General features: G+C 72.6%; 19 protein-coding genes and 1 riboswitch. Of the genes, 7 read left to right on the top strand and 12 right to left on the bottom strand.

Annotated features, from left to right (window positions below):
* Positions 1 to 63 precede the first annotated feature (63 nt).
* Together ACFUK0_RS34760 and ACFUK0_RS34755 are read right to left on the bottom strand one after the other, a co-directional pair.
* The gene (locus ACFUK0_RS34760) at positions 64 to 264 is read right to left on the bottom strand and encodes a hypothetical protein (protein ID WP_380257031.1); all 201 of its coding nucleotides are present in this window, start codon (positions 262 to 264) and stop codon (positions 64 to 66) included.
* 162 nt (positions 265 to 426) lie between these two features.
* Positions 427 to 1,713, bottom strand: coding sequence for a transglycosylase family protein (locus tag ACFUK0_RS34755; protein ID WP_380257029.1), 1,287 nt, complete (start codon positions 1,711 to 1,713; stop codon positions 427 to 429).
* Between the two features lie 7 nt (positions 1,714 to 1,720).
* A riboswitch (cyclic di-AMP (ydaO/yuaA leader) is annotated at positions 1,721 to 1,879 on the bottom strand.
* Positions 1,880 to 2,352: 473 nt separating this feature from the next.
* On the opposite strand from ACFUK0_RS34755, the gene ACFUK0_RS34750 reads away from it, so the two are divergent.
* Positions 2,353 to 4,347 carry a hypothetical protein gene (locus tag ACFUK0_RS34750; protein ID WP_380257027.1) on the top strand — a complete coding sequence of 665 codons (1,995 nt, stop codon included), beginning with the start codon at positions 2,353 to 2,355 and terminating at the stop codon, positions 4,345 to 4,347.
* A gap of 57 nt (positions 4,348 to 4,404) precedes the next feature.
* Here the strand turns inward: ACFUK0_RS34750 and ACFUK0_RS34745 are convergent, their stop codons facing one another.
* Entirely contained in the window at positions 4,405 to 5,301 is an 897-nt protein-coding gene (locus tag ACFUK0_RS34745; RefSeq protein ID WP_380257025.1) for a sirohydrochlorin chelatase, read from the bottom strand.
* Between the two features lie 580 nt (positions 5,302 to 5,881).
* Here ACFUK0_RS34745 and ACFUK0_RS34740 point away from each other — a divergent pair.
* Positions 5,882 to 6,118, top strand: coding sequence for a DUF397 domain-containing protein (locus tag ACFUK0_RS34740; RefSeq protein ID WP_380257023.1), 237 nt, complete (start codon positions 5,882 to 5,884; stop codon positions 6,116 to 6,118).
* Between the two features lie 162 nt (positions 6,119 to 6,280).
* Here the strand turns inward: ACFUK0_RS34740 and ACFUK0_RS34735 are convergent, their stop codons facing one another.
* Positions 6,281 to 6,826 (bottom strand): ATP-binding protein, encoded by a 546-nt coding sequence (locus ACFUK0_RS34735; RefSeq protein WP_380257021.1) that lies wholly within the window; start codon positions 6,824 to 6,826, stop codon positions 6,281 to 6,283.
* Between the two features lie 418 nt (positions 6,827 to 7,244).
* Between ACFUK0_RS34735 and ACFUK0_RS34730 the strand changes: the two genes are divergently transcribed.
* Positions 7,245 to 8,111, top strand: coding sequence for a helix-turn-helix domain-containing protein (locus ACFUK0_RS34730; RefSeq protein ID WP_380257019.1), 867 nt, complete (start codon positions 7,245 to 7,247; stop codon positions 8,109 to 8,111).
* Positions 8,112 to 8,142: 31 nt separating this feature from the next.
* Here the strand turns inward: ACFUK0_RS34730 and ACFUK0_RS34725 are convergent, their stop codons facing one another.
* Together ACFUK0_RS34725 and ACFUK0_RS34720 are read right to left on the bottom strand one after the other, a co-directional pair.
* Entirely contained in the window at positions 8,143 to 8,781 is a 639-nt protein-coding gene (locus tag ACFUK0_RS34725; RefSeq protein WP_380257017.1) for a TetR/AcrR family transcriptional regulator, read from the bottom strand.
* Positions 8,782 to 8,955: 174 nt separating this feature from the next.
* On the bottom strand, positions 8,956 to 10,500 hold the full coding sequence (locus ACFUK0_RS34720) for an MFS transporter (RefSeq protein ID WP_380257015.1): 1,545 nt from the start codon (positions 10,498 to 10,500) through the stop codon (positions 8,956 to 8,958).
* A gap of 87 nt (positions 10,501 to 10,587) precedes the next feature.
* Between ACFUK0_RS34720 and ACFUK0_RS34715 the strand changes: the two genes are divergently transcribed.
* The gene (locus ACFUK0_RS34715; protein ID WP_380257013.1) at positions 10,588 to 11,028 is read left to right on the top strand and encodes a MarR family winged helix-turn-helix transcriptional regulator; all 441 of its coding nucleotides are present in this window, start codon (positions 10,588 to 10,590) and stop codon (positions 11,026 to 11,028) included.
* A gap of 60 nt (positions 11,029 to 11,088) precedes the next feature.
* On the opposite strand, the gene ACFUK0_RS34710 is transcribed toward ACFUK0_RS34715, so the two are convergent.
* The 6 genes from ACFUK0_RS34710 to ACFUK0_RS34685 form a co-directional block, all read right to left on the bottom strand.
* Positions 11,089 to 12,045: a M56 family metallopeptidase gene (locus tag ACFUK0_RS34710; protein WP_380257011.1), complete on the bottom strand. Its 957-nt coding sequence runs from the start codon at positions 12,043 to 12,045 to the stop codon at positions 11,089 to 11,091.
* 186 nt (positions 12,046 to 12,231) lie between these two features.
* Complete coding sequence (locus ACFUK0_RS34705) at positions 12,232 to 12,792, bottom strand: DUF5134 domain-containing protein (protein ID WP_380257009.1); 561 nt, start codon at positions 12,790 to 12,792, stop codon at positions 12,232 to 12,234.
* A gap of 128 nt (positions 12,793 to 12,920) precedes the next feature.
* On the bottom strand, positions 12,921 to 13,694 hold the full coding sequence (locus ACFUK0_RS34700; RefSeq protein WP_380257007.1) for an amino acid ABC transporter ATP-binding protein: 774 nt from the start codon (positions 13,692 to 13,694) through the stop codon (positions 12,921 to 12,923).
* Positions 13,691 to 14,569: an amino acid ABC transporter permease gene (locus ACFUK0_RS34695; protein WP_380257037.1), complete on the bottom strand. Its 879-nt coding sequence runs from the start codon at positions 14,567 to 14,569 to the stop codon at positions 13,691 to 13,693. Before ACFUK0_RS34695 ends, ACFUK0_RS34700 begins: the two co-directional genes overlap by 4 nt.
* 26 nt (positions 14,570 to 14,595) lie before the next feature.
* The gene (locus ACFUK0_RS34690) at positions 14,596 to 15,483 is read right to left on the bottom strand and encodes an ABC transporter substrate-binding protein (protein ID WP_380257005.1); all 888 of its coding nucleotides are present in this window, start codon (positions 15,481 to 15,483) and stop codon (positions 14,596 to 14,598) included.
* Positions 15,484 to 15,650: 167 nt separating this feature from the next.
* Positions 15,651 to 15,749: a putative leader peptide gene (locus ACFUK0_RS34685; protein ID WP_380257035.1), complete on the bottom strand. Its 99-nt coding sequence runs from the start codon at positions 15,747 to 15,749 to the stop codon at positions 15,651 to 15,653.
* 183 nt (positions 15,750 to 15,932) lie between these two features.
* On the opposite strand from ACFUK0_RS34685, the gene ACFUK0_RS34680 reads away from it, so the two are divergent.
* The 3 genes from ACFUK0_RS34680 to ACFUK0_RS34670 are packed head-to-tail and all read left to right on the top strand — an operon-like array spanning position 15,933 to position 19,164.
* On the top strand, positions 15,933 to 17,333 hold the full coding sequence (locus ACFUK0_RS34680; protein WP_380257003.1) for a DUF6421 family protein: 1,401 nt from the start codon (positions 15,933 to 15,935) through the stop codon (positions 17,331 to 17,333).
* Positions 17,330 to 18,091 carry an SDR family NAD(P)-dependent oxidoreductase gene (locus tag ACFUK0_RS34675; RefSeq protein WP_380257001.1) on the top strand — a complete coding sequence of 254 codons (762 nt, stop codon included), beginning with the start codon at positions 17,330 to 17,332 and terminating at the stop codon, positions 18,089 to 18,091. Before ACFUK0_RS34680 ends, ACFUK0_RS34675 begins: the two co-directional genes overlap by 4 nt.
* The gene (locus ACFUK0_RS34670) at positions 18,088 to 19,164 is read left to right on the top strand and encodes a threonine aldolase family protein (protein WP_380257033.1); all 1,077 of its coding nucleotides are present in this window, start codon (positions 18,088 to 18,090) and stop codon (positions 19,162 to 19,164) included. The genes ACFUK0_RS34675 and ACFUK0_RS34670 overlap by 4 nt, the downstream gene beginning before the upstream one ends.
* The last annotated feature ends 252 nt before the right edge of the window (positions 19,165 to 19,416 follow it).

Here is a 19,416-nt window from a genome sequence, read left to right as displayed (position 1 = left end):
CCCCCGGAGCGTCCTGGACGCTCCGGGGGCCCACTGCTGTCCGCTGCCGCCCGCAGGGTGCGGTCAGCCCTCCTGGACGACCGGCGGGGCCTGGGTGACGCGCTGTCCGTCCGCCGCGTCGCCCGTCCGGGCCTCCGTGCGGTGGCCCCTGGCGAGGTAGTCCCGGACGATGAGTTCCACCGCGTCCTGCGGGCTCCTCGTCCCGGAGAGCAGCATCACCTCGATCGCGAGATCGGATTCGAGCGTGACGGTGACCTTGGCCATGGCGACTCCTCCTCGGGTACGGATCGCCAGCATGCCCGTTCGCCCGGGATCCGGCCAGGTCTGCCGCCGTCGGACCTGGCCGCGGGCACGGCGAGGCCGCCGCCCCGCGGGAACTGCTCCCGGGGGACGGCGGCCTCTGCCTGCTGTGGTGGTGCTGCCGGATCAGACCCGGCCGGCGAAGTCCGGCGCCCAGTTGGCGACGGTCTGGGTGCGGACACCCGCGGCGGGGTTGGCGGCCTCGACGTAGCTGCCGTTGCCGGTGTAGATGGCGACGTGGTAGACGCCCGAGTCGCTGCCGTTGTTGGACCAGAACAGCAGGTCGCCCGGCTGCAGGTTGTCCAGCGAGACGTGCGTGCTGGCGGCGGCCTGGTCGGCGGCCACCCGCGGGATCGAGACGCCGGCCGCGCGCAGCGCCGCCTGGGTCAGGCCCGAGCAGTCCCAGCCGCCGTTGCCGGTACCGCCGTAGATGTACGCCTGGCCGACCTTCGACTGCGCGAAGGAGACCGCGGCGGCCATGCTGCCGGAGGCGGGCGCCTGGGTGGCGGCCGCCGTGGTGGTGGTCGCGGCGGCCGGCTCGGCCGCGGCGGGCTTCGCCGCGGTGTCCGTGGAGGTGGACGCCGCAGCGGTGGCCGAGGAGCCCGACCGGTTGAACCAGTCGAACTTCTTGCCCGAGGAGTCGGTGCTGGACGCCTTGGTGGCGCCCTGGGCCGCGTCACCGAGGGCCAGGTGCTGCCCCGGGTAGATGACGTCGGCGCCCTCGGTCAGGACGGACTTGTTGAGCTCGTACAGACGCTCCCAGCCACCCTGGACGTTGTTCTTGTCGGCGATGCCGGACAGCCAGTCGCCGGCCAGCACGGTGTAGGTGCGGGTGCTGTCGTGGCCGCCCTGCTGCGACCAGGACTTGTTGCCGTTCCAGGACTTGCCGGCCGAGGAGCCCTTCGAGCTGCTCGCGGAGCTGTCGCCGGTGGCCGGGGCGGCCGGCTTGGCGGTGGCCGGGGCCGAGGGGGCCGGGGCCGCCGGAGTGGTGGGCTTGGCGGCCGCCGGGGCGCCGGTGTCGACCGAGGCGGCGGCGCCGCCCTTGGTCAGGCCGGCCTGGACGGAGCAGACCGGCCAGGCGCCGGGGCCCTGGACGGCGAGGACCTTCTCGGCCGTCGCGATCTGCTGGTCCTTGGTGGCGAGGTCGGCGCGCGAGGCGAACGCGGTGCCGCCGAACTCGGCCCAGGTGCTGTTGGTGAACTGGAGGCCGCCGTAGAAGCCGTTGCCGGTGTTGATGCTCCAGTTCCCGCCGCTCTCGCACTGGGCGACCTTGTCCCAGGTGGCGACGGTTGCGGCGCCCGCGGTACCGGCGGTGAGGCACGGGATCGTGAGGCCGACACCCGCGACGCCGACGGCGGCGATCAGGCGACGGGCGGTACGGCTGGACAGACGGGTGCCGTTGGTGGTCAGCATGAAGACGTGATCCTCTCCCACGCCTGCGAGGTGAGCTGTCGGATTCGGGCTGGAGTTGCCCGGCCGTGCTGTGAGCACGGCTTCACCCCTAGCCCTGGAGCCGGTACTTGACCGGTCCGGGGCGGCTTACCTGGGTCCCCCGCGCCTGCCGTGGTGCGTTTTTCGCGCTGCCAGCGCATCCGACGGCAGGCCTCGGCGTTGCGGATGAACTGGGTTCGTGTGACCACGAACGGGGAGCACGTTAAGCAGACTTAAGTTCAAACTGCAAACATGTGTGACGCTCGTCACGTTTGATGCGCGACCCCTGTGCGGCCTGGGTCCTCATGATCAGAAATGACCGATTTCGGGCAAAACCCGTGCCGCGGAGGAGATCTGCCTATCCTTCAGAGGGTCGGCGCGAAGCCGTGGGGGCCGGCGGGAGGGCACGAAACCATGACCGACGGGAGCTCGCAACCGGAGGGCGAGGAGCCGCCCTCCGGGACCAACGGCCCTACGGGGCAATCTGGTACAACCCGACAGTCCGGGAGAAAGCGGCAATCCTGGACACTGCGGGGCATACCCCGTCGAACGCTGCTTCGCGGGCTCGCAGCCGGCACCGTTGCCGCCGTCGTCGCGGGCGAGGAACTGCTCCGCCGCTCCATGGACAATTCGGTCAATTCACCGCAGAGCGCCACGAAAGCGACCGAACCCGGCACCGCCGCACCGGGCCTGAGTCCCGGTCACGAGCACCCCGGCCCGGCCGCGGGCCCGCCGCCCGCGCTGGACGAGAACGGCCGCCGCTGGTCCGACCCGGCCGGCTGGGGCGGCGCCCTACCCGGCCCCGGCAGCGCCGTACGGATCACCGACAGCGTGCTGCTCGACACCGACGCCACCGTCGGCTCCCTGCTCGTCGAGCCGGGCGGCGCGCTGGTCTTCGCCGCCGACCGCACCCTCACCCTCGACTCGGCGGGGAACGTCGAGGTCCGCGGCGCACTCGCGCTCGCCCCGGCCGGCGCCGCCGTCCACGCCCTGCGCTTCCCCGCCGTCGACGAGCGCCGCTTCCGGGGCGACGGTGCGGCCGTCCTCGCCACCGACACCGGTCTCTGGGTCACCGGCTCCGGCTACCTGCGGCTGGACGGCGCCGCGCGGACGGCCTGGGTGCGCGCCGCCACCGCGCTGGCGGCGGGCGACACCGAGCTGGTGCTGGCCGCCGCTCCCACCGGCTGGCAGCCCGGCGACGAACTCGCCGTCACCCCCACCGCGCCCCCCGACACGGCGGACTTCTCCACCCGCTACGACCTCTGCACGGTCGCGTCCGTCAGCGGAGCCACCGTCACCCTGCGGGAGGCGCTGGCCTTCGCGCACCCGAGGGTCGCGGCCGGAGGCGGCGTCACCGTCGGCGCCGAGGTGCTCAACCTGACCCGCAACGTCCGGGTCGAGGGCACGCCCGGCGGCCGGGCCCACGTCCACCTGACCAGCTCCCGGCCGGCCGACGTCCGGCACGCGGCCCTGCGCTGGCTCGGCCCGCGCACCGGGACGGCGGAGACCTGGACGTCCCCCACCGGAGCGGCCCCGATCACCGCCCCCGTCACCGGCCGGTACGGGCTGCACTTCCACCTGCTCGCCGACAGCAGCCGGGGCACCGTGGTCGAGGGCGTGGTCGTCCGCGACGCCGGCAACCACGCCTTCGTCCCGCACGGCAGCCACGGCATCACCTTCCGCGGCTGCATCAGCCACGACACCTGGGAGGACGCCTACTGGTGGGACGGCCCGGCCGACACCCGCACCCCGCAGGGCCCCTCCGACGACATCGTGTACGAGTCCTGCGTCGCCTCCCGCACCGTGCGCGAACCGAACCCCCGGGCCTACCGCCTGACGGGCTTCAGCCTCGGCGCCGGGACGGGCGGCGTGGCGCGGGACTGCGTCGCCGTCGGCGTCCAGGGCGCCACCGGGGCCTCCGGCTTCGAGTGGCCGGAGACCAGTGAGGGCGTCTGGACGTTCGAACGCTGCCTCGCCCACAACAACCTGCGGGACGGCATCTTCGTCTGGCTCAACGCCAGGTACCACCACGTCGTCACCGGATTCGTCGGCTACCACAACGGCGGCTGGGGCATCGAACACGGCGCCTACCTCAACGACTTCGACTACTCCGCGAGCGTGCTGTACGGCAACGGCGCCGGGGGAGTGTCGCTGCACGCGCTCGGCCGCGACCGGGGCACCGTCTTCGACGGCCTGCTGATCGACGCCGCGGGCCAGTCCGACTACGCCGTCGCCACCGAGCGCCACCAGCTCGCCGGAGCGGGAGTCACCTTCAGCCGCAGCCTCCTGACGGGGTACCGCAAGGCCGGCATCGCGCTGCGCGCCGAGCCCGACGGGCAGCCGGACGTCCTCGTCGTGCTGGACTGCGAGTTCGGCGGCAGCGAACTCTGGCTGGACCAGGGGGCCCCGGCCCCGGACGTCCTGCTGCGCAGGGCGGGGGAGTCCACCGCCGTCCGGGTCGTCGGGGCCGGTGCGGGCGGCGCCGCCGTGCCGCGGTGGAACGCCGCCACCGTGCCGGCTCCCGAGCTGACGGCCGCGCCCCGGCCGGTGCTGACCCCGGCGCCGGCGCTGCGGGACGCGGCGGCCCCGACCGGCCGCCTGGCGCCGGTGCACTGAACGCGGTGGGGGCCCCGGACGAGTCCGGGGCCCCCACCGACTGTCGTACGGCGCGCGCTACTCCGCCTCGGCCTGCTCGTGCTCCGGGGCCGGCTCCAGGGCCTGCTCCGCCGCGGCCAGGGCCGTTTCGAGGGCGGCCAGGTAGGTGGAGGCGATCAGCTGGCCGACCGTCGGGTAGGCACCGAGCGGGGCCGCGCTCGGGCAGCCGGTCTCCTCGGCGGCGGTGGCGAGCAGCTCGGGGTCGGCCTCCGGGCCGATCACCAGCGGGGCCAGCGCGGGGCGCTGCGAGCCGGTGGCGCGCAGGTGCTCGACGGCCGCGGCCACCGAGCCGGGCACGTCCAGGGCGGCGGCGACGACCGGCACGGCGAGGCGGGCGGCGAGCAGTACACCGGTGATCCCGGCGGCGTCGGCCGCCTCCTCGCCGCCGACGGTGGTGAGGACCACACCGTCGGCCGCGGTGGCGATGGCGAACAGCCGGGCGCGGTCGGCGCGGGCCAGCCCGGCCTCGGACAGCCGGACGTGGACGGCCTCGGCCAGCAGCGGGTGCGGGCCGAGCACGTCGGTGATGACGGCGCCGGAGCCGGCGGCGAGCGCGTGCAGGCCGTCCAGGTAGCCGTGCGGGCCGGGCAGCAGCGGCACCACCACGGGTGCGGGCAGGCCGGCCTGCAGGGCCTGGGCGATCAGGTCGGCGACGCCCGGCTCGGTGGCCTGGCCGGACGCGTCCGGGAGGTAGGCCGCGGCGGTCTGGACGCCGGACTGCTCGCTGCGGACGATCGACAGGAGCTCGTCGACCACGGACCGGGACTCGGGCCCTGCGGTCGCCGGCACGGCGAGCACCAGGGCCGGGGAGCCGGCCGGGATCTCGGGGCGCTCGGGTCGACGGTGGCGCCCCCGCGCACGGGAGCCTGGAGTGCGGACGGGCAGTGGCGCGCCCGGGATGGCTGCGGTGCTCATGGCGGAGATCGTAGGACATCGGCCCGGCCGAGTCGCAGTCGGCTGCCCATATCGGACGGTAGGCATGCCGTCATTTCGGTCATAGGACGACAAATCCGTCAGCTAATTCGTCGGGTCCCCGTCACTCCGACCGGCGCTCGACCGGTCGGCGCGCGCCGGTCGGCCCGACGGCCGGTGGCCCGCGGGTGCCGCCGGCCGTCGGGCGGGCGCCAGGTGCGACCCGAGTGACATCTATCACAGCCCGTGCGATGACTGACTGTGGGTCACGGCCGGGCGACTCCCGGCATCCGAAGATCAACATTTTGCTGGGGGCCGCCTACGGGCGGTTATCGCGGGGCCTGCGTTTCGGTCAGCTATGTCCGCTTACATACCGTCGGCCGGGCAGGTCGCGGATGGTTCCACCTGGTTCGGAGGATCCGGTGCACCTGCAATGTCCCGTGCTGATGCACGTGCACTGCGGCTATCATCACGTCAAGTGAGGCGCGTGCCGGGCCGGCAGGGGGGCCGGGCCTCGAACACCGCGGCCTTTCGGGCCGGGCGCCGAACTGGACGACTACTCCGGTCTCTTCGGGAGATTTCTATGCACCACACGTACAACGGCATGGCGGCTGCTGACCTGCAGGGAGTGCTCTGGCAGAAGAGCCGGCACAGCAACTCCCAGGGCAACTGCGTCGAGTTCGCCGCACTGCCGGACGGCAGTGTCGCGATGCGCAACTCCCGCTTTCCGGACGGTCCGGCGCTCATCTACACCCGGGCCGAGATAGCGGCGCTGCTGCTCGGCGCGAAGGACGGGGAGTTCGACCACCTGGGGCTCTGAGGCGCGGTCACCGTCTCCGCCGTCACTGTCAGGAGGCCGTCGTGGGTGCTGACACCACGACGGCCGTTTTCGTCTTCTCGGGTCACCGGCGTCCGCTCGGTTCCCGCCCCGTGTGCGGGCCCGTGTGGCGGGCCCGTGGTCCGGCTCCGCGCCGGCGGGCCGTCAGGCCGAGCGGCGGTGCCGCCCGAGCGCCTCGCGGGCCGCGGCCGCACCCGGGTCCTCGGCCTCGAAGAGCGCCCAGACCACCTTGCCGGCGCCGGCCAGCGGGTGCCAGCCCCACGAGCGGCTGAAGGAGTCCACCAGGTGCAGGCCCCGGCCGGACTCGGCCACGAAATCGGCCTCCCGGGCGACCGGCCCGTTGCTGCTCGGGTCACTGACCGCGCAGACCACCTGCGGTGAGCGGTGCACCAGGCTTATTCGGATCGGCAGCCGGCCGTCCATGGCCTGCTGCGGTCCGCCCTGGGCGGGAAAGGCGGCGAGGTCGCCGGCGGACGGGCCCGTTTCGGGCCGGGCGCCGACGGCGTGCCGCAGGGCGTTGGTCACCAGCTCCGAGGCGACCAGTGCGACATCGTCGAACAGGTCACCGAGTCCCCAGCGGTGGAGCGTCGTTCTGGCGAAGTCGCGCGCGGTTCTGACGGCTTCGAAGCGGGGAGCGAGCGTACAGGTGACCACGTGGGGGTCGACCGCCAAGGCCGTACCGGTGCTCATGAAGAGCTCCTCCCATAAGGGGGCCGACACGGCTGGACCCGCCGGGGTCATGCCGGTCACCTCCGACTCGCTCGGCCGTTGGGCTGCCGCCTCGTACGGCCCTTGCGCGCACACAAGTGCCCGGTTGCGCCGCAGCGCTGCCGGGCTGGTGTGCGGTGTCGCGCACAGGGTCGATGCGGTACCCGCGGGAATGCCAGGGATGTGCAGGTGCACGTGCACCATGGTCCTCTGCGCTCACTGCAGATGCAAGAGTCGATTCACGTGCAGTCGTATCGCTGGCATATGCAAGCGCCGGATGCACGTGCATTCTGGTGCCCGAGGTGCAGAACTGATAGATACATCCGTCAGTACGGGCACCGTGAGCGCTCAACTGATGGCAGACTGTGCGCTGTTTGCCCAAGGTGGAGGTTTGGACCGCATGACCACAGTTCAGCCGGGCGGCGGCTCGATGGTTCGCCGGATCCTCCTCGGCTCCCAGCTCCGCCGGCTCCGCGAAGGGCGGGGAATCACCCGCGAGGACGCGGGGTACGCCATCCGCGCCTCCGAGTCCAAGATCAGCCGGATGGAGCTCGGCCGCGTCAGCTTCAAGGAGCGCGACGTCGCCGACCTCCTCAGCCTCTACGGCGTGACCGACGGCATCGAGCGCGAGGCGCTGCTCGGCCTGGTCCGCGAGGCCAACAAGTCGGGCTGGTGGCACAGCTACAACGACGTGCTGCCCGGCTGGTTCCAGACCTACGTCGGCCTGGAGGAGGCGGCCACCCTGATCCGCACCTACGAGGTGCAGTTCGTCCCCGGCCTCCTGCAGTCCGAGGAGTACGCCCGCGCCGTGTTCGGGCAGAGCCGCCCGGTGATCAGCGACGAGGAGCTGGAGCGCCGGGTCAGCCTGCGGCTGCGCCGGCAGAAGCTGCTCACCGACGGCAACAGCCCCCGCCTGTGGGCGGTCATCGACGAGGCCGCGCTGCGCCGCCCCGTCGGCGGGCCCAAGGTGATGCGCGGCCAGCTCCAGTACCTGATCGACATCGCCGAGCAGCCCAACGTCGTCATCCAGGTGATGCCGTTCCGCTTCGGCGCCCACGCCGGCGAGAGCGGCGCGTTCTCCATCCTGCGCTTCCCCGAGCAGGACCTCGCCGACGTCGTCTACCTCGAACAGCTCACCAGCGCGCTCTACCTCGACAAGCGCGACGACGTCGACGCCTACATCCAGGTCATGGAACGCCTCTGCGTGGACAGCCTGACGCCCGGCCAGACCATCGACCTGCTCGCCTCGATCCTCGCCGAGCGCTGACCCGGCCCGGCACCGCCCCCGGCGCAGGCCCTCAGGCCCGCGCCGGGGGCGTCGTCCGGTCCGGCGGCGCCGGCTGCGGCGGCAGTCCCAGCTCCCAGGCCAGACCGTAGCGGCCGAACAGGTCCGCGCGGATCGGCGCCAGCGGCAGCTCCGCACCCGGCAGCAGCACCCCGATGCAGCCTCCCATCAGCGCGCTGCGCAGCACCGCGTGCTCGGCGGGCGGATCCGGCGCGCCCCAGTCCCGCAGCAGTTCCTGGAGGATCGCGCCGAGCTGCCGCTGCTCCGGATCCTTCACGAAGGAGCCCGTGTCGGGGTCGAGGATCAGGGCGAGATGCGAGCGCATCACCCGGGGGTGCGCCATCGCGACGCCCAGCACCGCGTCGATCGCCCGCGCCAGCCGCTCCTCCGGTGAGGCCCCGGCGGTGAGGCCGGCCAGCGCGGCGGACAGTTCCAGGTGCATCAGCCGGTGCGTCGCCGACTGCATCAGCAGCCGCTTCCCGTCGAAGTAGTACGACAGCAGCCCCCGCGCGAGCCCGGCGCGCTCGGCTATGTCGGCCAGGGTCGTGCCCGTGTACCCGTGCTGGTCGACGAGCTCCACGGTGGCCCGCATGATGCGGCGCCGGGAGCGTTGGCGCATTTCCTCGTTGACCGAATCCCCGCGAGGTGCCATCGTGTCTGCTCCGTACGTTCGTTGGCTCCCGGCCAATATACTGGCGCGGAAGCCCGCCGAAACCGTCGTACCCGCACATCGCAGGGGCACGAGGGGACGGTTGCGTACGGAGGAGCCGGTTCCACCAACACGGGGGTTTGGTGGAACCGGCTCCGTTCGACTCCTGAGCCCGCGTCAGCGCCCGCTCAGCACCTCGTCGGCCCCGACCTCGCTGGCGGACTTCGCCGACGGGTAGTCGTAGTCCGGCACCGCCACCGGAGCCGGCCGCCGCCGGTCGATCACCGCACCGGCCGCTGCCACGACCAGCCCCAGCAGGGCCACCGCGACCACCAGCAGGAGCGCCGGGCGGTAGCCGTCCAGCTGCGCCTGCGGGCTCTCGCCGCCGCCGCTGCCCGCGGTGATCACCGCGGTGACGATCGCCAGCACGATCGCGCTGCCGACCTGCATGGCGGTGTTGACCAGGCCGGACGCCAGCCCCTGCTCCTCGTCCGCGACGCCGTTGGTGGCGGCGATGTTGACGGACGGGAAGGCCAGCGCGAAGCCGATCCCCAGCAGCACCATGCTCGGCAGCACCAGTGCGACGTAGCCGCTGTGCTCGCCCAGCCGCAGGAACGTCGCGTAGCCGAGCAGCAGGGCGAGCACGCCGATCGGCAGCAGCCTGCTGGTGCCGAAGCGGTCGACCACGCTGCCCATCCGGGTCGCGGACAGGGCGACCAGCGCACCGGCCGGCAGCAGGGCGAAGGCCATCTCCAGGGCGGACCAGCCGAGCAGTCGCTGCAGGTAGAGCGTCACGATGAACTGGAAGCCGGCGTACGAGCCGAACAGCGTGAAGGCGACCAGGTTGGCCCGGGCGACCCCGCCGTTGCGGAAGATGCCCAGGCGCACCAGCGGGTGCGGGGTGCGCAGCTCGATCAGGATGAAGGAGACGGCGAGGGCGGCCGCGGCGATCAGCGACCCGATCGTGCGCAGGCTCAGCCAGCCGGCGCCCTGGGCCTCGGTGACGGTGAACACCAGCAGCAGGACGGCGGTGGTGCCGGTGATCGCGCCGGCCACGTCGTAGCCGCCGGCGGCGCGCTCGTCGCGGGCCTGGCGGGGCAGCAGCCGGGCGGCGAAGACGAGGGCGATCAGGGCGACCGGTACGGGCATCAGGAAGGTCCAGCGCCACCCGGCGGAGGTGAGCAGGCCGCTGAGCACCAGGCCGAGCGAGAAGCCGCTCGCGCCGCAGGTGGTGAAGATGGACAGGGCCCGGTTGCGGGCCGGCCCCTCGGGGAACGTGGTGGTGATGATCGACAGGGCGGCGGGGGCGGTGAACGCGGCGCTGACGCCCTTCAGGAAGCGCGCCCCGATCAGCAGCCCGCCGTTGTCGACCAGACCGCCGAGCAGGGAGGCGGCGGCGAAGACCGCGAGGGCGACGAGGAAGACCCGGCGCCGTCCGAGCAGGTCGGCGGCGCGGCCGCCGAGCAGGAGCAGGCCGCCGTAGCCGAGGACGTAACCGCTGACGACCCACTGGAGGGCCGAGGTGGAGAGGTTCAGGTCGGTGCCGATGGAGGGCAGTGCGACGCCGACCATCGAGACGTCGAGGGCGTCGAGGAACATGGCGGCGCAGAGGACGACGAGGGTGCCCCAGAGGCGGGGTGTCCAGTTCTGCTCGGGGTGCGACGGCAGGTCAGCTGGCCCTGGCAGGTGAGGGGTTGAATCGGAGCGGCGTGTGGCGGTCATGGGGAGGACACTACATGCATGTGCAATCAATGCAAGTAAATATAGTGTGAACGCAATAAGTTCCTGAGCATGTGCTACTCTGGCGATGTGTCCGAACTCGACCCCACCGCAGATGCGGCCCTGGTGACAGGCTGGCGCGACCTGCTGGCCCGCCACGCCGCCACCGCCTGTGCCCTCGACCGTGAACTCGGCGAGCGCCACGACCTGGGCATGAGTGAGTTCGAGGTGCTGGAGCGCCTTGCGGAGGACGCGGAGTCGGGCAACGACCGGCTGCTGCGCGTGCAGGAACTCGCCGAGAAGGTCCACCTCAGCCAGAGCGCGCTGTCCCGGCTGGTCGGGCGCCTGGAGAAGGCCGGCCTGGTCTCCAGGGACATGTGCAAGCTCGACCGCCGCGGCATCTTCGTGACCCTCACCGAGGACGGCCGCAGGCGCTACCAGGAGGCCCGTCCGCTGCACCGCGAGGTGCTCGGGCGCACCCTCGCCGGGAGCGCCGACTGCCCGGCCGGCCCGGCGCCGACCCGGCGCTGATCCCACCGCTGCGGCGCTGACCCCACCGCTCGCGCCCGGCCGGCCGTCCTCGCGCCGGGCTCAGAACAGCGCCGAGATCCCCGGCGCCGCCGCCAGCAGCAGCGCCGCGACCGGTGCCGCCAGGGCCGCCGCCGTGAGCCGCAGACGGTGCGTCACCGACAGCCGCGGCCGGCCTGCCAGCAACCGGTCCACCCGGCGCGGGGACTGCGCCAGGCCGGGCGGGCAGGCTCCGAACACCCCGCGTCCCAGGTTCAGTTCGGCCAGTGCCAGCGCGGTCGTCAGCCGCCCGTGCCGGCGTGCCGCCCGGTCGTCGGCGGCCAACTCCACCAGCTCGCCGACCTGGTCGCGGAACGCGCTGAACACGCCGACCCCCGGGAAGCCCGTCGCCAGCGCCTGCGCGCACTGCGACAGCCAGTGGTGCCGGGCCCGGACATGCCCGCGCTCATGGCTCAGCACGGCCGCCAACTCCCGGTCGGTGAGCTGCTGCAACGCACCGGTCGTGACCACCAGGCGGGACCGGTGGCCGGGCAGCGACCACGCCTCCGGGCTGACGCTCTCCAGCACCACCAGCTGCTCACGTCGCTGCCGGCGACTGCGCCAGGCGCCGATCGAGATCGGCAACTCCGGTGCACGCCGGGCGAGTTCCGCATGCCGGTGACCGCGCAGCGCCCGCGCCGAGCGGACTTCACGGGTCAGTGCGAACAGGGTCTGCAAGCCGCCCGCCGCCAGCAGCGCGGCACACAGCCGCCCCCAGCCCTCCGCCCCCTGCAACCCGTACGCCGCCTCCACTCCGTGCGGAGCACCGGAGAACAGCAGCACCCTCAGCCCCGGCAGTGCGGCGGAGGTGGCCAGCAGCAGTGCGAGTGCGCAGCACAGCAGTACCGCGACGACCAGGCACTGCCACACCAGCAACCCGAGTACCGGCTCCCGCTCCACCCACCGCGCCCGGGCCAGCAGGCGTGGCGCCACCGTCGACAGCAGCAGTCCGAGCAACAAGAGGCCGAGAAGGGCCGTCATGGCAGGGGAACCCCCAGTACGCACGGAGCGCGACAGTGCGCTCCCGGCCAACCTATGCGCTCCCCGGCCCGGGTGGAACGGCTTCCCGGCACCAGTGACCAACGCCACGCGGCCCTGCCCGACCCCTGCCCGGCCCCTGCCCGATCCGTGCCCGACTCCGGCCCGATCCGTGCCCGGCGCCCGCCGTCAGAGCGTCAGCAGCATCGCGAACATGCCGATCCCCATCGTCAGCCGGCACGCCTGCGGCAGCCCGGCGGTGCCCGTCCGGATCCCGCCGCCCGGAGTGGCCAGCAGGCGGCTGCCCGCCCAGAGGCTGTAGCCGCCGAAGTACAGCAGCAGCCCGCCGGTGAGCAGCGGGAGACCGGCGGCGGCGTGATGGGCGTGCGCAGGGGAGCCCGCCATCGCGAGCGCCATGTACGTCATCGCCAGCGCGCCGATCGCGTGGTGCAGCCGGTGCGCCCGACGGGCCGGCCGGCCCGGTGCGAGTGCGGCGAACAGGAATCCGGCGGCGGGCAGGCCGAACAGCCAGGCCCAGACCTCTGCCGGGACGGCGGAGCCGGCGGCGGCCATCGCCGCCATGCCCAGGCCCATCAGCGCCTCGGCGGCGTCCGACTCGTGCGCCGGCAGATGCCGGCCGCCGGCCGGCCCGCCGTCGCGGGGTGAGCCGCGCAGCCGGGAGATGCAGGAGACGGCGGCAGCGGCGGTGAGTGCTGCCAGCAGCCAGGTGACGACGGCCGGGCCGTGCATCGGCGCCCCTCTCGACCGGTGCGTACGGGCGTACCGTCCACGATCACCGGTCCCGGGTACGCACGTCAGGGCGCGAACAGGGGCGCACGGAGGTGACCGGCGGAGTGCCCGCCGGCCCGTGCCGCCCCTCAGCCGCCCGGGGCGAGCCGCCCGGCGGCGACGATCCGGCGCAGGAACTGCTGGGTGCGCGGCTCCCGCGGATCGCCGAACACCTGCTCCGGCGTGCCCTGTTCGAGGACCACCCCGCCGTCCAGGAAGCAGACCTGGTCGGCGACCTCGCGGGCAAAACCCATCTCGTGGGTGGACAGCACCATCGTCATGCCCTGCGACTTGAGGTCGCGGACGACCGCCAGGACCTCGCCGATCAGCTCCGGGTCGAGGGCGGCGGTGATCTCGTCGAGCAGCAGCAGCCGGGGCCCGGTGGCCAGGGCCCGGACGATCGCGACCCGCTGCTGCTGGCCGCCGGAGAGCCGGTCCGGGTACTCCCGGGCCTTCGCCGCCAGGCCCAGCCGCTCCAGCAGTTCGACGGCTGTGCTCTCCGCCTCGTCCCGGCCGAGCCCGTGCACCCGGCGCGGGGCCAGCGTGATGTTGTCGAGCACGGTCATGTGCGGGAAGAGGTTGTACGCCTGGAAGACCACGCCGATCCGGCGCCGGACGGCGTCCTCGTCGGCCCTCGGGTCGGTGATCTCCTGGCCGTCCAGGAAGATCGCGCCGTCGTCGATCTCCTCCAGCAGGTTGGCGCAGCGCATCAGCGTCGACTTGCCCGACCCGGAGGAGCCGATCAGCGCGGTGACCGAGTGCTCGGGCACGGCGAGGTCCACGTCGCGCAGCACGACCTGGCCGCCGAACGACTTGCGGACGGACTCCAGTCGCAGGACCGGCTCGGACTCCCCGCTGGTCATACCGTTCCTCCCTGGTGCTGGCGGCGGTTCATCCGCGCGGTGATCCAGTCCGTGAAGCGGGTCAGCGGGATGGTCAGCGCGATGAAGACCAGCGCCGCGACGACGTACGGGGTGTAGTTGAAGCTGTGCCCGGTGAGGATCTTCGCCGCGTACACCGCGTCGATCACGCCGCCGATGGACACCAGCCCGGTGTCCTTCTGGAGCGACACCAGGTTGTTGAGCAGCGGCGGCACCACCCGCCGCACCGCCTGCGGCAGCACCACGTACCGCATCGTCTGCGCGTTGCTCAGCCCGAGCGAGCGGGCCGCCGCCCGCTGGCTCGGGTGCACCGAGTCGATGCCGGCCCGGAACACCTCGGAGACGTACGCCGAGTACGTCAGCACCAGGGCGGTACCGCCGAGCAGCAGCGGGTCGGTGGTCACGCCGGTGAGGCGCAGCGCCGGCACGCCGGTGATCATCGCGAGCAGGCAGATGATCATCGGCAGCCCGAGGAAGAAGTCCACATAGGCCGTCGCCAGCAGCCGCACCGGCAGGAACACCGGGCCGCGCAGCGTCCGCGCCACCGCCAGCAGCAGGCCGAGGACGAGGATCAGCGCGCCGCAGACGGCCATCAGCTCCAGGTTCACCCGCAGGCCGCGGAGCACCTCGGGCAGTGCCTCGCGGGCGTACCCGAGGTCGAAGAACGTCTGCCGGGTGCGCTCCCAGCCCGGCGAGCTGACGACGAGCAGGGCCAGCACGACGGCCGTCGCCACCGTCGACAGCCCGGCGACGAGCGCCGACCGCCTGGCCCGGCCGCGCCGGTACGCCTGGTGGGTCAGCCGCCGCGCGGAGGGGCGGTATGCCGCCGTCCCCCCGGCCGGGGCGTCCCCCTTCAGCAGCTCGACGTCCGGGGGCTCCGTCGTCACTTCAGCACCGGCGCGGCGACGGCGTCGGACAGCCACTGCTTCTCCAGCGCGGCCAGCGTGCCGTCGGCGCGCAGCGAGTCCACGGCCTGGGTGACGCAGCCGGTCAGCGTGCTGTCCCTGTCCAGGACCAGGCCGAACTGCTCGCCCTGCGGGCCGCCCTCGAACTGGCCGAGCACCAGGGCGTCGGTCACCTCGGCGCCGGTGATGTAGAAGGCGGTGGGCAGGTCGACCACCAGGGCGTCGATCTGGCCGTTCCTGAGCGCCGCCTTCGCCAGGTCGTTGCTGTCGTACACGGCCGGCTGCTGGGTCGGCCGGATCGTGTCGGTGATCGTGGTCAGGCTGGTGGTGCCGACCTGGCCGCCCAGCTTCGCGCCCTTCAGGTCGGCGATGCTCTTCGCGCCCGCCACCTTGGAGGACTTCAGCGCGATGACCGCCTGACGCACGTCGTAGTAGCCGGAGGAGAAGCTCACGGCCTGCTTGCGCTCCTCGCTGATCGACACCTGGTTGATGTCGAAGTCGAAGTCCTTGGCACCGGGCGAGGTGGCCTTGGCGAACGGGCTGACCACCCACGTCACCTTGTCCTTGGCGTAGCCGAGCCGGTCGGCCACGGCGTAGGCGACGGCCGACTCGAAGCCCTTGCCGTTCTCCGGCTTGTCCTCGGAGAACCACGGGTCGTACGCGGGCTTGTCGGTGCCGACGGCCAGCGTGCCGGCCGTCCGGGTGGCCAGCGCGCCCTTGGCGCACCCGCCCGCGGAGGCACCGGCCGCGGCCGTGCTCCCGGCGGAGGGGGCGGTGTCCTGCGGGGAGCAGGCGGTCAGCGCGGCTGCGCCGACCAGGAGTGCCACGAGCGGCAGGGTGGTGCGCGGTGTACGGGGAGAAGGCATGGACGGGCTCCAGGTGAAGGTCCGGGCGGGGCGGGGGAGGGGCGACCGACGCGGGTACGGGGCAGGCGCGCCGTTCCACGGCAGGACGCTTCCCCGGTGGCGGCGCCGGAACACAGGCGGCAAGGTCGGCGTAGGACACCGCGTCCGCGGTGCCGTCCGAGCCGGTGTCAGCAGCAGCGGCAACGACAGCCGCGCGCACAACAGCACGAGGACACCCGGAGCAGGTCGATGTGGCGTCGGGCCACCAGAATCACCGCCGGGAGCATGGCGGGAGATTCGCATCCCGTCGGCAGGTCTGTCCAGATCATCCGGAATCCCGTCCACATAGCGGACACCTGGCCCCGGACCGGCGCGCAGGAGGGTCTTCGACCCGACCCCCCCTTGAACAGGAGAACCTTCCGTATCTATGGTGTATCTGTCGAAATAACTCCTGTTGAAGTGAGTCAGAGATGCAGAATCTTTCGCCAAGGCTCGCTGTGGCCGCCGAAGCTCCCGTCCAGTCGCACGCGGGCCACCCGGCCTGGCTCCGGCTCAAGGGCTCCGTCGAGGCGCTGCGCCCCCTGCAGTCCAAGGACGGCTCCATCGACCTGTCCGCCGTGCAGCGGCACACCGTCGACCCGCTGGTGGAGACCGTCCTGACGGCCGTCGAGGAGCTCGCCCCGCTCTTCCCGCACGACGCCGACTACCTCACGGCCGTCCGCGCGGACCTGCGCAAGTGGGCCGGGACCGGCTACCGCGAGCCCGACTTCCTGGACTCCCTGCTGGCCTTCCAGCCCGCGGCCCGGCGCGAGGACGGCATCGAGCACCTCGTGGTCTTCCCGATGTACACCCAGAACGGCAACCCGGACCGCAACCTGGAAGCCGTCCTGCTGCGCGTCGTCTGGCCCGACTGGCTCGCCGAGCTGGAGCGCACCCGCTTCGACAACCCGATGTTCGTACCGATCACCTTCACCGACTTCACGGCCGGCTACGACACCAACTCGGCCGTCCTCTTCCCCGAGACCGTGGCCGTCCGCAAGGCGCCGGAACGTTTCACCTGGGGCGGCATCTTCTGCGACCGCGAGGCGGCCCGCTTCCGCGCCGTCACCACCAGCGCCGTCGACCTGCTCGGCCTGGAGATCCCCGCCGACGCCGCCGGCCTGCTCGACGACCAGCAGCGCGCCCAGCAGACCTTCGTCCTGTGGGACCTCGTCCACGACCGCACCCACAGCCACGGCGACCTGCCCTTCGACCCCTTCATGATCAAGCAGCGCAGCCCGTTCTGGATGTACGGACTCGAAGAGCTCCGCTGCGACCTGACCGCCTTCAAGGAGGCCGTCCGCCTGGAGGCCGAGGGCTACGCCCAGGGCCGCGACGTGCAGTACGCGATCCTCTTCGACCGGATGTTCCGCTTCCCCGTCAGCGGCGACCGCGTCCGCAACTACGACGGCCTCGGCGGCCAGCTGCTCTTCGCCTACCTGCACAAGCACGACGCGCTGCGCTGGCGCGACAACCGCCTCAGCATCGACTGGGACCGCGTCGCCGACGTCACCAACGCACTCTGCGGCGAGATCGAGACCCTCTACCGGGACGGCATCGACCGCCCCAAGACCGCCCACTGGATCGCCGCCTACCAGCTGGTCTCCCGCTACCTCACCCCGCACCCCGCCTCCACCTGGGCCAAGGGCCCCGACGCGCTCCCGCTCGACATCAACGAGAGCAAGGCCCTCAACAAGGCCCTGTGCGACGCTGTGCTGCCGGACGAATTCCCGCTGAGCATGTTCTACGAGGCCCTCTCCAAGAAGCTCAGCGGCGTCATCGCCGCCACCACCGGCATCACCGGTGCGGGCATCCAGGGAGCCGCCGCATGACCACCGCCTCACCGACCCCCTCGCTGACCGGCCGGGTCGTCGCCGTCGCCGGTGCCACCGGCCCCGCCGGGCGCGCCACGCTGCGCCGCCTCGCCGCCGGCGGCGCGACCGTCGTCGCGGCCGGCAGTGACGCCCAGCGACTGGACGCCGCCATGGACGCCGTCCGCGCGGCCGTCCCCGGCGCCCGGATCAGCGGCCAGGTCATCGACCTGCTGGACCCGCAGGAGGTCCACGACTGGGCCGACCACCTGGACGCCGAGCACGGACAGGTCGACGGCCTCTTCCACCTGGTCGGCGGCTGGCGTGGCAGCAAGACCTTCTTCGACACCCGCATCGACGACTGGGACTGGCTGCAGGACCGCGTGGTCCGCACCCTCCAGCACACCTCGCTCGCCTTCCAGCCCGCCCTGCTGCGCAGCCCCGCCGGCCGGTACGCGATGGTCTCCGCGACCGCCGCGCACCGGCCCACCGCCGGCGGCGCCGCCTACGCGGCGGCCAAGGCCGCGAGCGAGGCCTGGACACTCGCCCTCGCCGACTCCTTCACCAAGGAGACGACCTCGGCCGACGGCCTGCCCACCGCGGCGGCCGCCATCCTGGTGATCAAGGCACTCGTCACCCCGCAGATGCGCGCGGACAAGCCGGACGCCAAGTTCACCGGCTTCACCGACACCGCCGACCTCGCCGACACCCTCGCGGGCCTCTGGGACCGCCCCGCAGCAGACCTGAACGGACAGCACCTGTGGCTGACAGCCCGATGACCCCCTCCACCGGCACCGACGCGCGGCGCCACCACGACCCGGCCGTCCGCGGCTTCGCCAGCGACAACTACGCCGGCGTGCACCCGGAGGTCCTCGCCGCGATAGCCCTGGCCAACGGCGGCCACCAGGTCGCGTACGGCGAGGACGACTACACCGCCCACCTCCAGCTCGTCTTCCGCAAGCACTTCGGCGACAAGGCCGAGGCCTACCCCGTCTTCAACGGGACCGGCGCCAACGTCGTCGCCCTGCAGGCCCTGCTCCCGCGCTGGGGCGCGGTGGTGACGGCGCAGACCGCGCACATCAACGTGGACGAGTGCGGTGCCCCCGAGAAGATCGCCGGGCTCAAGCTCCTCACCGTCCCCACCCCCGACGGCAAGCTCACCCCCGAGCTGATCGACCAGCAGGCCTGGGGCTGGGGGGACGAGCACCGCGCGCAGCCGCTCGCCGTCTCCATCACCCAGAGCACCGAGCTGGGCACCGTCTACACGGCCGAGGAGATCAAGGCCGTCTGCGACCACGCCCACCAGCACGGCATGCTCGTCCACCTGGACGGCTCGCGCCTCGCCAACGCGGCGGCCTCGCTCGGCGTGCCCCTGCGAGCCCTCACCACCGACGCCGGCGTGGACGTGCTCTCCTTCGGCGGGACGAAGAACGGCCTGCTGCTCGGCGAGGCCGTGGTCGTCCTCAACCCCGAGCGGGTCAGCAACCTCAAGTACCTGCGCAAGATGTCGATGCAGCTCGCCTCGAAGATGCGCTTCGTCTCCGTGCAGTTCGAGGCACTGCTGGCCGGCGACCTCTGGCTGCGCAGTGCCGGGCACGCGAACGCCATGGCCCGCCGGCTGGAGGCCGCCGTGCGCCGGATCGAGGGCGTGACCGTCGTCCGCCCGGTCCAGTCGAATGCCGTCTTCGCGCTGCTGCCCCGCGAGGTGAGCGAGCGACTGCAGAAGCAGTACCGCTTCTACTTCTGGGACGAGCACACCGGCGAGGTGCGCTGGATGGCCGCTTTTGACACCACGGAGGCGGATATCGACGGTTTCGCCGCCGCGATCGCCGACGAGATGGCCAGGGTCTGACAGGCTCCCGGACCTCGGATCGTCCCGTCCCGGAGCCCCGGGGCGGGACGATTTGCTTGTGGCGGTCCGCTCCCCGTACAGTTCCGGAGGTCGCACCGAGAAGGTGCGGCAAAAGCGAGTCGGATAAACGAAACTCCGGTAAACGGGGCGGAAAACGTCTGATAAGCTGGTAACACGAAAGAACGAAGCGCCCGGAGAGACCGTGAGAGCGGCTCGAAGGAAGTGTCCGTTCCTTGAGAACTCAACAGCGTG

The organism is Kitasatospora sp. NPDC057223 (assembly GCF_042669755.1).
GTDB lineage: Bacteria > Actinomycetota > Actinomycetes > Streptomycetales > Streptomycetaceae > Kitasatospora.
Note: the sequence above shows the minus strand (reverse complement) of the source record. Positions and strands in the feature narration are given on the sequence as shown.